Origin of the sequence: Gimesia benthica, from assembly GCF_009720525.1 — a bacterium.
Classification (GTDB): domain Bacteria; phylum Planctomycetota; class Planctomycetia; order Planctomycetales; family Planctomycetaceae; genus Gimesia; species Gimesia benthica.
This window is the reverse complement of sequence record NZ_CP043930.1, coordinates 4460779-4475548: the sequence shown is the minus strand read 5'-3', so window position 1 is coordinate 4475548 and position 14770 is coordinate 4460779. Positions and strand designations below refer to the sequence as shown.

At 53.0% G+C, this 14770-nt stretch carries 14 protein-coding genes and 1 pseudogene; 13 read left to right on the top strand and 2 right to left on the bottom strand.

The features are described from left to right. Window positions 1–33 precede the first annotated feature (33 nt). The 6 genes and pseudogenes from F1728_RS17360 (at window position 34) to F1728_RS17345 (ending at window position 5846) form a co-directional block, all read left to right on the top strand. Window positions 34–1512: a sulfatase-like hydrolase/transferase gene (locus tag F1728_RS17360; RefSeq protein ID WP_155365150.1), complete on the top strand. Its 1479-nt coding sequence runs from the start codon at window positions 34–36 to the stop codon at window positions 1510–1512. A gap of 114 nt (window positions 1513–1626) precedes the next feature. Beyond that, window positions 1627–2379: a PQQ-binding-like beta-propeller repeat protein gene (locus F1728_RS31700; protein ID WP_228030215.1), complete on the top strand. Its 753-nt coding sequence runs from the start codon at window positions 1627–1629 to the stop codon at window positions 2377–2379. Next, window positions 2361–2705, top strand: a pseudogene (locus F1728_RS32250) (outer membrane protein assembly factor BamB family protein); the annotation flags it as partial. The gene F1728_RS31700 and the pseudogene F1728_RS32250, both read left to right, overlap by 19 nt. Before the next feature lie 51 nt (window positions 2706–2756). Then, window positions 2757–2891, top strand: a complete 135-nt coding sequence (locus F1728_RS32245) for a hypothetical protein (RefSeq protein WP_261344453.1) — start codon at window positions 2757–2759, stop codon at window positions 2889–2891. A 92-nt stretch (window positions 2892–2983) separates the two neighbouring features. Next, on the top strand, window positions 2984–4579 hold the full coding sequence (locus F1728_RS17350) for a CehA/McbA family metallohydrolase domain-containing protein (RefSeq protein ID WP_155365149.1): 1596 nt from the start codon (window positions 2984–2986) through the stop codon (window positions 4577–4579). Between the two features lie 58 nt (window positions 4580–4637). Then, window positions 4638–5846 carry an SGNH/GDSL hydrolase family protein gene (locus F1728_RS17345; protein WP_155365148.1) on the top strand — a complete coding sequence of 403 codons (1209 nt, stop codon included), beginning with the start codon at window positions 4638–4640 and terminating at the stop codon, window positions 5844–5846. A 27-nt stretch (window positions 5847–5873) separates the two neighbouring features. On the opposite strand, the gene F1728_RS17340 is transcribed toward F1728_RS17345, so the two are convergent. After that, complete coding sequence (locus tag F1728_RS17340) at window positions 5874–7346, bottom strand: arylsulfatase (RefSeq protein WP_194242413.1); 1473 nt, start codon at window positions 7344–7346, stop codon at window positions 5874–5876. 113 nt (window positions 7347–7459) lie between these two features. After that, entirely contained in the window at window positions 7460–8374 is a 915-nt protein-coding gene (locus F1728_RS17335; RefSeq protein ID WP_155365146.1) for a metallophosphoesterase family protein, read from the bottom strand. A gap of 177 nt (window positions 8375–8551) precedes the next feature. Here F1728_RS17335 and F1728_RS17330 point away from each other — a divergent pair, with 177 nt between their 5' ends. From F1728_RS17330 to F1728_RS17300, 7 genes are all read left to right on the top strand, one after another. After that, window positions 8552–8860: an ArsR/SmtB family transcription factor gene (locus F1728_RS17330; RefSeq protein WP_145192139.1), complete on the top strand. Its 309-nt coding sequence runs from the start codon at window positions 8552–8554 to the stop codon at window positions 8858–8860. A gap of 53 nt (window positions 8861–8913) precedes the next feature. Then, on the top strand, window positions 8914–9480 hold the full coding sequence (locus tag F1728_RS17325; RefSeq protein ID WP_155365145.1) for a rhodanese-like domain-containing protein: 567 nt from the start codon (window positions 8914–8916) through the stop codon (window positions 9478–9480). Window positions 9481–9497: 17 nt separating this feature from the next. Further along, a complete protein-coding gene (locus F1728_RS17320) occupies window positions 9498–10874 on the top strand; it encodes an MBL fold metallo-hydrolase (RefSeq protein WP_155365144.1) in 1377 nt (458 codons plus the stop codon). Between the two features lie 125 nt (window positions 10875–10999). Further along, the gene (locus F1728_RS17315; RefSeq protein ID WP_155365143.1) at window positions 11000–11536 is read left to right on the top strand and encodes a tetratricopeptide repeat protein; all 537 of its coding nucleotides are present in this window, start codon (window positions 11000–11002) and stop codon (window positions 11534–11536) included. 83 nt (window positions 11537–11619) lie between these two features. Next, a complete protein-coding gene (locus F1728_RS17310) occupies window positions 11620–12507 on the top strand; it encodes a M28 family peptidase (protein WP_155365142.1) in 888 nt (295 codons plus the stop codon). A gap of 47 nt (window positions 12508–12554) precedes the next feature. Next, complete coding sequence (locus tag F1728_RS17305) at window positions 12555–13325, top strand: DUF480 domain-containing protein (protein ID WP_155365141.1); 771 nt, start codon at window positions 12555–12557, stop codon at window positions 13323–13325. A gap of 29 nt (window positions 13326–13354) precedes the next feature. Beyond that, window positions 13355–14767: a sulfatase family protein gene (locus tag F1728_RS17300; protein WP_155365140.1), complete on the top strand. Its 1413-nt coding sequence runs from the start codon at window positions 13355–13357 to the stop codon at window positions 14765–14767. Window positions 14768–14770: the final 3 nt, after the last annotated feature.

The following is a 14770-nucleotide window of genomic DNA, read 5'->3' as shown; positions in this document are numbered from 1 at the left end:
TATTCGTCGCTCATTACAATCAGGAACCTGAATATGACTACCTACCTGAGATACCTGCTGCTTATTCTCTGTTTCCCGCTGAGTGTGCTCATCGGTCCAAATGCCGTCTCCGCAGCAGAGAAACCATTCCAGCGTCCGAACATTCTGTTCCTGTTCAGCGATGACCAGCGTGCGGACGCCCTCGGCGCTTATCAGAACCCTCACATTCAGACTCCAAATCTGGACCAGTTGGCACACGCCGGTTTCAGTTTCCGGAACGCGTACTGCATGGGGTCGATTCATGGCGCAGTCTGCCAGCCGAGTCGGGCCATGCTCAATAGCGGACGCTCCCTCTATCATGTGCCCATGGATCTCAAAGGGGTGAAGACGATGCCCCAGTTGCTGAAAGAATCCGGTTACACTACCTTCGGCACCGGGAAGTGGCACAACCACCGCGAGTCATTCCAGAAAAGTTTCACTTTGGGAACAGCTGCCTTCATGGGAGGCATGTCGAATCACCTCAAAGTCCCCGTAGTTGATTTGAAGGATGGCAAATTTGAGAACAAACGCATGGGAGAGAAATTCTCCAGCGAACTGTTTGTCGACGCGACAGTCAACTTTCTGAAAACGCAGCCCGCGGACAAACCATTCTATGCGTATGTCGCCTTCACTGCACCACACGATCCACGGATGCCTCCCGCTTCCGCGCTGGAAACATACAAGGACAAACAGCCGCCACTTCCCAAAAACTTCATGCCCCAGCATCCGTTCAACAATGGCTGGATGACCGGCCGCGATGAAGCACTGGCCGGCTGGCCGCGTCAGCCGGAAGTCGTTCGCGAGCAGCTGACCGAATACTACGCGATGATCACGCACATGGATTCGCAGATCGGCCGTATTTTGAAAACGCTCAAAGCACAGGGGCTCGACAAAAATACAATCGTGATTTTCTCATCAGACCACGGCCTGGCGGTGGGCAGTCACGGGCTTTTGGGAAAACAGAATCTGTATGAACACAGCATGAAATCTCCCCTGATTTTTAAGGGCCCTGGTATTCCGCAGAATGAATCGAGCGAGGCCCTCGTCTATCTCTATGACATCTTTCCCACAGTCTGCGACCTGACACAGACCAGTGTTCCCTCTGGAGTGGAAGGTTTAGACCTGGCCCCCATCTGGCGAGGCAAGCAGAAAGGCGTTCGAACTTCATTGTTTACGACTTACGAAGATCTGATGCGGGCGGTCCGTGATGACCGCTGGAAGCTGATTCGCTATCCACAGATCAATAAAACACAGCTCTTCGATCTCAAAACCGATCCTGCTGAGCTGAAGGATCTCTCTGAACATCCGGAGCAACAGGCACGCATCGAACAGATGCTGACAACATTGAAAGAGTGGCAGCAGAAAACAGACGACAAGCAGCCGCTCACATCCGAACATCCCAAGTCAGAAAAAATCGATCTGACGGGCCGCAAGCGAAAACCGGACGCACATCAACCTGACTGGATCGTGAAAAAATACTTCGATTCGGAATGAAATCGCGTTTCCGGGCATGTTATAATCGCAGTTCTCACCCAGACTGTGATCCCCATACAAACTGAATGAACCAGAATTCATTCCCACTAATTTACACATACCGAGGTATTCAGAATGAAAGCTTTACTGGCGACTGCCTTACTCTCCCTGTTTATTGCCGCCCCCACCTATGCGGGCAACTGGCCCGGCTGGCGTGGTCCGAATTCGAATGGCGTCGCTGAAGGCAGCGGTTATCCCGTTGAATGGGACAGCTCCAAAAATATTCTCTGGGAAGTCAAATTCCCCGGGCCCAGTGGATCTACTCCCGTGATCTGGGGCGATGATCTGTTTCTGACCACAAACTCAGAAGGTAAGAACCGGGTGATCTGTCTCGACAAGAACACCGGGAAAGAAAAGTGGCACACCGACTTCGGAACCGAACGCGCCGGCAAGCACAAAAAAGGGAGCGGCAGCAGCCCCTCGCCTGCAGTCGATGACCAGTTCATTTTCGGTTACTTTAAGAGCGGGGATCTGGCTTGCCTGACCAAAGAAGGAAAAATCGTCTGGCAGAAAAACCTGCAGAAAGAATATGGCGAAGACACCCTCTGGTGGGACCTGGGAACCTCGCCCGTATTGACCGACAACCTGGTTGTCATCGCCTGCATCCAGAGCGACAATTCCTACATCGCTGCTTTCGATAAAGCGACCGGGAAAGAAGTCTGGAAACAGGGCCGCAACCTGGATGCCCCGAAAGAAGCCAACCAGAGTTACACGACTCCGGTAGTCGCCAAACAGAATGGTAAAGAAATCATCTACGTTCTGGGAGCCGACCATGTCACCGCCCACGATGCACAGAACGGTAAAGAAATCTGGCGCGTGGGGGACTGAACCCCACACAGCATGAATACTTCCGCTCGATCTCTTCACCCGTCATCAGCGATGGCTACCTGATCGCTCCCTACGCCCGTGGTGGTTCACTCACCGGAATCAAACTCGGCGGCCAGGGAGATGTCACAAAATCCAATGTTGTCTGGACCAAAGAAGGGGAAGGCAAAGGCGCCTTCTCGGATGTTCCGACTCCAGCTGCCATCAACGGTCGTGTCTACGTCTGTTCGGACAAAGGTGAAGTCCTCTGCTTCGACATCAAAACAGGAAAACAGATCTGGGAAGGTCGTCTGCCCCGCAGCCGTCATAAATTCAGTGCCTCGCCAATTCTGGCTGACGGACATATTTATGTAACCCGCGAAGACGGAACCACCCTGGTTGTGGAACAGGGAGACGAATTCAAGCTCGTTTCCGAAAACCCGCTGGAAGGATTCGCCCTGGCCACACCGGTCTTCTCGGATGGTAAGATCTATCTGAAGATGACCGACAAGCTGTATTGTATAGGCAAAAAGTAAAAACGCCTTCGATCAGGCTTTCTGAGGGACAGGTCACTCACCTGTCCCTCTTTTTTCGACTCAACTTCTGACTAAATGAAGCTAAGAAAATCATGACTGATCAACCTCAAATTAACCGACGCACGTTTCTGGGTGAAACCATGGCGGCAACAGCGCTGTCTGGACTGCGTGTGAACTCTGAACTCCAGGGAGCGGGGACTCAAAAGAAGTATCAGTTGTTCTGGGGTGATTTACACAATCACAACGCCGTCGGCTACGCGAAAGGATCACTGGAACGTTCCATTGACCTGGCAAAGGAACACCTCGATTTCTTCGCTTTCACCGGACATGCTTCCTGGCACGATATGCCGAAGATGCCGGGCAACCGACACATGAAATGGGTCAATGGATTCGAAGTCCACTCCAAACACTGGCCCAAGACCCGGCAACTGATTCAGGATGCGAACTCCGACGACTTCGTGGCGTTTCTGGGCTACGAATGGCACTCCAGTCAGTTCGGTGACTACTGCATGATCTTCCCCGAGGACCAGCCTGAACTGTTCCTGCCGAACCATGTCGAAAAACTGCTCGACTTCGCGGAGGGTAACCAGGCACTGGCGATTCCACATCACGTGGGTTACAAGCAGGGCTGGCGCGGTGCGAACTTCAAGCATTTCCGTCCGGGAGCTTCTCCCGTGGTCGAAGTCTTTTCCGAACATGGTTGCACAGAAACTGACCGCAGCCCTTTCCCAATGATCCGCCACAGTAACGGGGGGCGTTCCGCATCGAACATGATTGTCCCCCAGTTGCAGAAAGGAATGCGTTTTGGCTTTGTCGCTTCGTCCGATGATCACCTGGGGTATCCGGGTGCTTACGGCGAAGGAGTTCTGGGTGTCTGGGCAGAAGATCTCTCTTCGCGTTCGCTGATGGAAGCGATTCGCGCCCGCCGCACTTATGCCGCCACGGGCGACAGGATTGCCCTGGAGGTTTCGCTGAATGGTCACCCGATGGGCAGTGATGTGCCGGCGACCACCGATCGACAGATCGACGTTCGCGTGCAGGGAGAAGACGCCATCTCCATGGTCGAGTTGATTCGCAACGGCAAAGTCATTGAACGCCATTTCCCCGAAGATCACCTGGATGACAAACCGATTCTGCCCGGCAAAGTGAAATGCCGTCTGCAGTACGGCTGGGGTCCCTGGGCGGATCTGGCGATGGGCCGCACCTGCTTCTGGGATATGACCATCAAACTGGACGGCGGTCGTTTCACCCGCGCAATCCCCTGCTTCCAGTCAGCGCCCTTTAATGAAAAGCTGCGTGACAAACTTAATGTCGTTTCGAATCAGGAACTTCGCCTCGATTCAAACACCACACGCGTCAACTGCTACGCCGAGGACCCCACCAAGGGCGTCGTTACCGAAATCGAAGGCACGCCCGACACAGTGCTCACTCTGCAGATTCGCAAACCTTACGAGAAAACCATCAGTGCCAAACTTCAGGATCTGATCGACGATAACGTCGTGGAATTCACAGGCGTGTTTACCAGCGAAAGCTATGTAGTGCATCGCCTGGTTGGTCAGAGCGAATACTCGGCTCAAATCCGCTGGCAGGATCAGCGGTCCGATGCAAACTCAACCGACTGGTATTACGTACGCGTGACACAAAACAACGGACAACTCGCCTGGTCCAGCCCGATCTGGGTCGGTTAATCTCAAACACCATACTCCAAGACTCGCCCACCTGAACTCACCCTTTGATGGAACCAGCATGAACACTCTACTTCGTCTGACCACTCTCTTGAGTCTTTTAATCGTAACGTTGCCGTCACTCGCACTGGCTGATGAACCTGCCAAACCAGCCCCGGAATCTCAGCCAGCCGCGGAAGCAGAACCGCAGGATCCGGTACGGCTGATTCTGCCTCCCATCATCTACGCGCTCCCCGGAATTGAAACCAGTGTCTACTTTGACAATGTGTCGCTCACGATCAACCCGGGGAACTACGTATTTGACGTGCACTGTAACCGGGGACATCTGCAGCAGGAACGCTGGACTTACACGCCCGACGAAAAAGAGATCGGTGATTACAAGTTCAAGCTGAACGTGCTGGATCAGAACAACAAGATCATCGCGTCCCAGGAATCACGCCTGCGGGTCGTCCCCACAGCAGCCGGTAAAGATAAGCCAACCAGTCTCCTGATGATTGGCGACAGCCTGACTCACAATTCGGTTTATCCCCGACACGTATTTGAACTGAGCGAAAAATTCCACGGTCCTAAACTGAAATTGATCGGTTCTCACAACCCAAGCAATGAAGCGAATGTGCGACACGAAGGTTACGGCGGCTGGACTGCAGTCCGTTTTGCGACCCACTTCAAGGAAAATGCCCGCCAGGGAAATTACCGCGAACGAGGCAGCCCATTCCTGTATGCCGATAAAAACGGGAAGCCGCAACTCGACTTTCCCCGTTACTGCAAAGAGTTCAATGACGGCAACGCGCCTGACCTGGTCACAATTTTCCTCGGCCCCAACGATGTCTATTCAGCTACGGATGAGAGCATTGAAGAACGCACGGACACGATGGTCAAGCACCTGGATATTCTGGTCAAGATGATTCACGATTTTAATCCAAAGACCAAAATCGGTTTCATGCTGCCCGTTCCGCCGGCCGCCAGCCAGGACGCGTTCGGTACCACCAATGGTCGGCAGCAGACACGCTGGCAATACAAGCGTAATCAACACTATGTCGCGGAACGGATGCTGAAACATTATGGTGGCAAAGAAGCAGAACAGATCTACCTGGTACCGACACACCTGAACCTTGACTGCGTACACAACTATCCCGCGAAGCGAGTTCCCTGGAACTCACACAGCACAGAAGAAACACTGCGTCAGAACAACGCTGTCCACCCAGCCAGCAATGGTTACCTGCAGATCGGGGACAGCGTGTTCAGCTGGATTAAAGAAGTTTCCCGGTAAACCGGTCAGACAGTATCTGTTCGTCGATTACTGCTGATCGAGTGCCGGAAACGGAAACATCTTTGACGGAGTACGGCCCGTTTTCATAATGGATTTGATGCGGGCCACTACTTCCGGATTCTGATCAGCCACGTCGTGCTGTTCGCCTGGATCATCTTTGAGGTTGTAGAGTTCGATCTTCATCTGCGGATTTTTCTTTCGCAACAGATTCTGACGCACGCCTTTCCAGTCACCCATGTGAACCGCCTGCTGTCCCGTGTACGCCGGAAACTCCCAGTAGAGATACTCGTGCTGCTTCTGCTCCTGCGGTTTGCCCAGCAGGGTCGGTACGAAGCTGATGCCATCAATGTCGGCAGGTGCTTTAGTTCCCGTCAGTTGTGCGATGGTGGGCATGACATCCCAGAACGCGGAGAGATGGTCGGTCACATCACCCTCAGGAATGTGTCCCGGCCAGCGAACTACCAGTGGCACACGGATTCCCCCTTCATACAGACTGCCTTTGAACCCGCGCCAGGGGCCTGCCGATTCAAAGAAGACCGAATCAGATCCGCCCAGGCGATCGTATGTCGGACCGTTGTCAGAAGTGAAAAAGACCACGGTATTGTCATCCAGATTTAATTCTTTGAGCAGGTTCATGATCTGGCCAACGCCTTTGTCCATGTGTGTGATCATGGCTGCATAACCGGCACGGGGATCGGGGCGTTTAATGTATCCGCGATGCTTATAATCCTCTTCCGGAATTTTACCCCGGTATTCTGCGACCGATTCCTCCGGTGCCTGAATCGCCAGGTGCGGAACCGCGAACGGCAGATAGAGGAAGAAGGGACGATCTTTGTTTTCTCGAATGAATTCCATTCCGACTTCGACAAATTTGTCCTGCGAATAGGTTTCGCCATTCAAAGTCCTGTCGTTGCCCGGCAGCGTTTCTTTGGTGTGATTCCGCCAGAGGAAGCGGGGATAGTGATTGTGGGCATGCACCTGGCAGTTGAAGCCGTAAAACAGATCGAAGCCCTGCTTATTAGGGTCTCCGGTCGTCCCGAAGTGTCCCAGCCCCCACTTGCCCATGGCACCGGTGGCATATTGTTTCTGTTTGAGCATCTCTGCGATGGTGACTTCGGCATCGGGAATCGGATGCTGTCCCGGATACTCCCAGCCCTCTTTCTCTTTCATGTCCTGCACATAGTCAGGCTTGCCGTTATTACGCACATAAGCATGGCCCGGATGTTTGCCGGTCATCAGATTGCAACGGGAAGGGGCACAGACCGCATTACCCGAATAGAACTGGGTGAAACGGATTCCATCTTTAGCAAGCTTGTCTATATTAGGCGTCTTGATATATTTCTGGCCGTAACAACCCAGTTCTTTGTAGCCCAGGTCATCAGCGATAATGAAGACGATGTTAGGGGGCTGTTTTTCGGCTGCAGCTGCACTGGAAACAGCGCTGGTCAGACAACCAAGAATAAACAGAGAGAATAAGACCACGGGGGCTGAACGGCGCATAATAAGCTCCTGAAGAATCAGACAGATGTAGGATCGTTGATTCATCCATCTTATACGCATCTCAGACCATGGTGCAACAATGGTCTGCTTCGAATTCCCGGGTCCGTGCCGTCTCAGCTCCAGTGATAATCCTGCTGTTTACGAAATCCGTTGAGCACCAGGGAACCGTCAGCATAGACATCCAGGGTACTGTACCCGTTATTTGTCAGTCCCGAACCTTCCACCATTGCCACCATTGTGCAGTAATGGATACCACCAATTTCTGAGTATTTATTTCGGTGACTGTGCCCCTGAAAGACCGCGGCGACATTGCCCGCTGATTCCAGAATTTTACGGACTTGCGAAGAATTCTTGACGGCGTGGGCAGCCGTGTCTTTCAGATCGAGCGGCTGATGCACAAAGACGATGGTCGGCAGCTTTGTCTGCTGTAGATCATCCTTGAGCCACTTCAGTTCAGACGCAGGCATATTAGCGTCTGTCCATTTAAAATTGTGACGCCCGTAGGGTGTACCATCGCTTTTGAAACAGGAATCGAGCACAACGAAGTGATAGCCGCCCCGATCAAAGGAGAAGTAGGACTCCTTCTGGCCCACCCCTTTCAGGAACTCTGCTTTGGTCAGCTGGTCGACACAATGGTTCCCCAGCACAAAATAGCGTGGGTAGGGAATGGCATCGATGGCTGTGACTATGGTCTGCAGATGTTGTTTTTCCTGCTCCAGCGACTTACCGGAATCGATCAGATCGCCATGGAAGACCACGAAGTCAGGCTCGTCTTTCTTAAACTGAGTGACTGCTTCGTCCAGTTTCTTCAAAGTTTCCCGATAGTGACGCGAGCCTCCCGGTGGCTTATCTGCGTAGTGCAGGTCCGTAACCAGCCCCACGCGGACTGCCCCCCTTTGTTTCTGATCAGCGGCAGCCGCCAGTTGCCCCAACGGCGCTGCAGTCAGCCCGCCCAGAATCAGGGCTCCCTGCTGGAGAAAAGCACGTCTGCCTAATGAAATTCGGGAGTCAGGATTGATTGGGGACATGGAATCACCTCTTCTGCCGGTTTTATATTTATTGACGTAAAGTCTTATTGTTGCATATATTTATGAAGATTCAATGACCCAGAAGTGAATTTATCTGCTGAGAATCGGCTGAAAAATCTCAAAGAATCCTCATTGACATATCGCAACATCACGATATTATATACATGAGGTAAGAATATGAAACTGAAAGAAACTCCCAATTATGACGGCCCCGCACTGGAACAGGCAGCAGAATGCCTGAAGGTTCTGGCGCACCCGGCTCGCATCCGTATCGTGCAGTTGCTTCTGCGCGGGCGGTACACCGTGGGTGAACTGGCTGAAGACTGTGGAATTCCAAGCAACGTTGCTTCAGAGCATCTGCGGCTGATGCAGCGCTGTGGTTTCTTTGTGAGTGAACGGGAAGGCCGGAGCGTCTATTACAGTGTGGCCGAGCCTCATTTAAATAAGATCATGGATTGCATCGAAGGACGTTTTTTCCAGTCCTGAGCATTTTTTTACAACAACATATCGTATATTCACGACATTACGAGGTATCAATCATGGCAGAAGTCAAAACCATCACACCGGAAGCACTGGCCCGACTGCACAGTCAACAGGATGTTGCAGTCATTGACGTACGGACTCCTGCGGAATTCCGGGAAGTCCACGCTACAATGGCCCGCAACATCCCCCTGGACAAGATCGGGACAGACCATATTGAAGAGCTGACAAATGGCAGCACTGCCGAGCCGGTCTACATTATCTGTCAGAGTGGAAACCGTTCGTCCCGCGCCTGCCAGAAACTGATCGAAGCAGGCTGTCTGAACGTAGTCAGCGTCGAAGGGGGCACCAAAGCCTGGGAAGCACAGGGGTTGCCCGTTGAACGAGGTAAGAAAACGATTTCCCTGGAGCGTCAGGTTCGGATTGCAGCTGGTTTCCTGGTCTTTACCGGTGCCATGCTGGGCATGTTCGTCAATCCCTGGTTCAGTGGGATCTCGGGGTTCGTAGGGGCAGGATTAATGTTTGCCGGTATTACTGATACCTGCGGGATGGCAATGGTACTCGCCAAAATGCCCTGGAATCAGGTTGCCGGCTGTGAACAGCAACAATGTCAAAAAGCAGCTTAAAAGCGGAGGGTCCTGCAATGTTCTTTCAACGCTACTATCTGGATTGTCTGTCGCTGGCATCTTACATGATTGCCGATGAAGAAACGGGCGACGCGGTAGTCGTCGACCCGCAACGTGATATTGAGATCTACCTCGAAGATGCGAAAGAGCACGGCCTGCAAATCAAGCACGTGATCCTCACTCACTTCCACGCCGATTTCATCGCCGGTCACATCGAACTGCAGAAAGCCGTGGGCGCTCAGATCTATCTGGGCAGCAGGGGCGCAGCAGAATTCCCTCACCAGTCCCTCTCGGAAGGTGATGAACTGCTGCTGGGTTCAGTGAAAATCACAACCATGGAAACCCCGGGGCACACACCGGAAGGCATCTCGCTGGTCGTTTACGATCTGAATGAGAATCAGGATCAGCCCCAAATGATTCTGACAGGAGACACCCTCTTCCTGGGAGACGTTGGTCGCCCCGACCTGCTGGCTTCCCTGGGTGTCACCGCCGAGGAATTGGGAGGCATGTTGTATGACTCTCTCCATGAGAAGATCCTGAAGCTGCCGGATGAAACTCTGGTCTATCCAGCGCATGGGGCGGGCTCCATGTGTGGCAAACAGCTCAGCAGTGAAGCGGTCACCACACTTGGTGAGCAGCGGCGTTATAATTACGCTCTGCAGCCAATGAGCAAAGCCGCCTTTATTGATATGGTGACCACCGATCTACCGGAAGCACCTCAGTACTTTGTGCACGATGCGATTCTGAATCGCAAGGAACGTCAGACCCTGGATGAAAGTATCAAAGCCGCCTGGCATGCTTACTCATTAGCTGAAGTACAGCAGATGCTCAACAGCGGAACACAGGTGATCGACGTCCGCGATGTCGCCGAGTTCGCAGCAGGCCATCTGAAAGGGAGCATCAATATCGGCCTGGAAGGTCGCTACGCCACATGGGCAGGTACGATGCTGGATAAGCAGGCCCCTATCGTGGTGATTGCCAGTGAAGAGAATCAGATCGAAGAAGCAATCATTCGCCTGGGACGGATTGGCTTTGACCACGTGAAAGGATTCCTGAAAGACGGCCTCAACAGCCTTCAGGACTACCCTGAACTGGTCTCTCAAACCAGGCGGATTTCTGCCCAGGCCATGCAGGAACTGGACGAACCGGTCACCATTATCGATATTCGTACGCCCGCTGAATGGAATACGGGGCATATCGAGAACAGCATCAACATCCCCTTAAATCACCTGGCAGAGCATCTGTCTGAGATCCCCCGGGACCAGACCGTGATCGTCCACTGCCAGGGTGGCTACCGTTCTTCGATTGCCGCCAGCCTGCTGGAGAAACAGGGATTTGACAATATCATCGATCTGGTGGGAGGCTTCAAAGCCTGGCAGACCATCGCTGCCTGAGAAACCTTAGCAGCATCTGATTTTGCGGAAGGCGGAAAATATCGCCACAGGTACAATAGAAAAACCTTTGCCCGATCCATTAAAATGGGGCAAAGGTTTTTTATTTATCCCTGACAGGTTTTACCATGGTACTCCTGCCCGCATCTCGACGGAAACGACATCTCAATGCCGCCGAAGGCTATCTGATGCTGGAAATGCCCGTGCAGGCACTGCGTGAGCTGTCCCACATTACCGGTCAAGATCGTGACTCGGAAAAGTACTGCCGTTTTCTGGGTCAGTCGCTGCAACTGGCCGAGCGGTTTACCGAGGCACTTGACGCTTATCGGGACGCTTACGAAAAAAATCCCCAAAACCTGACAACGCTGATGGGGATGGCCTGGTGCTTTAAACGTACCGATCAACTCTCTTCTGCAATCGGGATCATGGAAGAAGCCTACCAGCATCATGCTGACGAACCTGTTGTGCTTTACAACCTGTCCTGCTATTTTGCGCTGGCGGATGACAAAGCCAACGCCCTGTCGTGGCTGGGGCGTGCTTTACGCATGGAACCCCGCCTGACGAAACTGATTCCGGAGGAATCAGACTTCAATACACTGCGAAACGATAAAGATTTTCAGTTCGTCGTCGAAGCTGCAGAAGGTAACACATCACAAAATTCCTGACTGCAGGATGACCACTTCACGGTGCATTCAGATCGGACTCTCTTTTTCAAATCGACTGGCCTGGCAAGGAATCGAAAGCCATTATGACGAATATAGACACTCAACGACTGAAGCGGCTCTGTGAAGACCTCTGCCAGTCCATTCGTCCCGCTGAAAGTGAAGCACTGGAAGCCGCCCGCCAGTATGTGAGCCGGGAACTGGAAACTTCCGGATGGGAGATCGAACGGCATCCGTTTCAGGCTCAGGATTCCATGCTGGTCACGTTCTCAGGTCAGAACCTGATTGCCCGGCATCCCCGGTTGTCTGATCCGGAGAAACCATTATTCTGCGTTGGCGCCCACCTGGATACGCGTCCCGAATCGCCCGGTGCGGATGACAATACCAGTGCCGTCGCGGCCCTGCTGGAACTGGGACGCCTGCTTCCCGAATTACAACAGACAGGCGGTGCATGGAGTATTGAGCTGGTGGCGTTTGACCTGGAAGAAAACGGAATGCTGGGTGGAGCAGAACACGCCCGCCTGCACCAGGAAAAAAAGACAGATCTGCGCGGCATGGTTTCGCTGGAAATGCTGGGCTACTGTGATCCCACTCCGGGCAGTCAGATGCTGCCCCGCGAGCTCGTCGGCCTGTATCCCGATACGGGCGATTTTATCGCCGTGGTCGGTAATCAGAATTCCGAAAAGCTGATCGAAGCATTTAAAACCGGTCTCAAAACAGTGGAAACACTGCCGGTCGAAATCTTACAGGTTCCGCAAAATGGCGAAATGCTGCAGGCCACGCGTTTAAGTGACCATAGTCCGTTCTGGGATGCCGGTTATCCCGCACTGATGATTACCGACACCAGTTTCTTAAGAAATCCGCATTACCATCAACCCTCGGATACCGTTGATACACTCGATTTCGAGTTCCTGACGAAAGTAACGCAAGGCAGCCTGGAAGCAACCAGGCAGATCTTGAACCAGGGCTACTAGACCAACTACCCGTTCCACTCTGCTCGAAAAGGGCTTTTGACAGAAAAATGAATGACGCCACACAGGAAGATAAAGAACTGCTGCAGATCTCTGAACTTTCCAGACCCCAGCGCCGCGTGCTGGGGGTATTACTGGAAAAAGCGTTTACGACTCCCGATCAATATCCACTGACACTCAAAGCAGTTACCACCGGTTGCAATCAGAAGAGCAACCGCGATCCCATCAGCAATTACAGTGAGACGCAGGTGTATGAAACCCTGGAATCGCTGCGTGAATTAGGACTTGTAGCCGTAATTCATTCAGACAGTGGTCGCACAGAACGTTACCGCCATTACATGCGTCATCGTTTCAATTTTACCGAACCCCAACTGGCCATCCTGACTGAACTCTGGCTGCGGGGTCGGCAGACGATGGGAGAACTCCGCGGCCGGGCGAGTCGTATGGTGCCGATTGAGACTCTCGAACAGTTGCGGGCGGAATTTAAGGGACTTCTTGATCAGAAGTATGTACAATCAAATGGCAGCATTGAACGACGCGGCATCGAAGTCGATCACAACTGGTACAAGGAAAGTGAAGGCAAAGCGCTGGGATTCGATTCTTCAGCCGACAGCGAGCCTGAGGATACGCGGCCTGCTCCCACTCCTGCTCCCGTACCTACAGTCAACAATACCAGCTCGGAGCTGGGAGCCTTACAAGAAGCCGTAGAGCGTCTGCAGTCCGACAACCAGCAGCTGTCGCAACATGTGGCATCCATGGCCGACGTGGTTGAACAGTTACAACAACAGCTGGCAGATCTGAAACAGGAACTGGGCAGCTGAAACTGATTGGTACAGATCGAGGCATCAATATGAAAACGATCTCATGGGCATCCTGTCTCTGGCTGTTCCTGTTTCTGCTCCTCGCCATCGATTCCACATGTTGCAACGCAGCTTCGCGTCCGAACCTGATTTCCATCGTCACCGACGATCAGGGGCGCTGGGCCATGGGCCTGTATGGAAATAAACAGATCCACACTCCCTATATGGATCAGATTGGGAAGCAGGGGGCGGTCTTTACGAATGCCTTTGTTGCCACTCCGGTCTGCTCCCCCAGTCGGGCCACGTTCCTCTCCGGCCGTTATCCTACCGAGTTGAGAATCACAGATTACATCTCCCCGGATGAAGCCCGCGAGGGCGCGGGGCTGCACGCTCCCATCTGGCCCGCAGTATTACAGAAAGCCGGTTACCGAACGGCCCTGATCGGGAAGTGGCACCTGGGCGAACAGGCCGACTTCCATCCGCGAAAAAAAGGGTACGACCACTTCATGGGATTTCTCTCGGGGGGCACCCGGCCGATGGACCCCATTCTGGAAATCGAGGGGGTAACAGAAAAACAGACAGGCCCCCTGCCCGATTTACTGGTCGATAATGCGATTCAGTTTGTCAGGGCATCCAAAGACAGACCATTTGCACTCTGTCTGCACTTCCGGGCTCCGCATACTCCTTATGGCCCGGTCCCTGCAGAGGACTCTTCCCACTACGAAGGCATTGAGATCGAGATGCCCATTGCCGAGGGGCTGATCCCAGCACAGATCAAGCAGAAAAACAAAGAATACTACGCGAGCATTTCCTCAGTGGACCGGAACATCGGCCGTCTGCTCAAGGAACTGGATCAGCTACAACTCACGGATAATACCCTGGTAATCTTTACCAGCGACCATGGTTACAACAACGGCCGCCACGGCATCAGTACTAAAGGCAACGGTCACTGGCTGGCGGGAGGAATCACCGGTCCCAAACGTCCCAACATGTGGGACACTTCAATCCGCGTTCCGCTGGTGATGCGCTGGCCGCGTGTGATACAGCCGGGCACCCACTTCGATGAGATGGTTTCTAACGTGGACATGTTCAAATTTGTCCTGGGAGCACTCGACCTTCCCCTGCCTGAAAATGCGTCCTTACATGGAATCGATTACTCTCCCCTTTTGTTCGGCAAATCGATTCCAGAACGAACCGCGATTTACGGCCAGTATGACCTGCACAATAACGGTTTGGCCTACATGCGAATGATCCGCACTGAAAAATGGAAGTTCGTCAAACACTATCGGGCCCGGTACATGGACGAACTATATGACCTTGAGGCAGATCCGGACGAAACCCGAAATCTGATACGACGACGCATGCCCCCTGGATCAAAAGAGAAAGCCACAGAGCTGGAACAACAGCTGATCGAGTGGCAAAAGTCGATTCAGGATCCCATTTTGAAACCTGCTTACCAGTAAGTA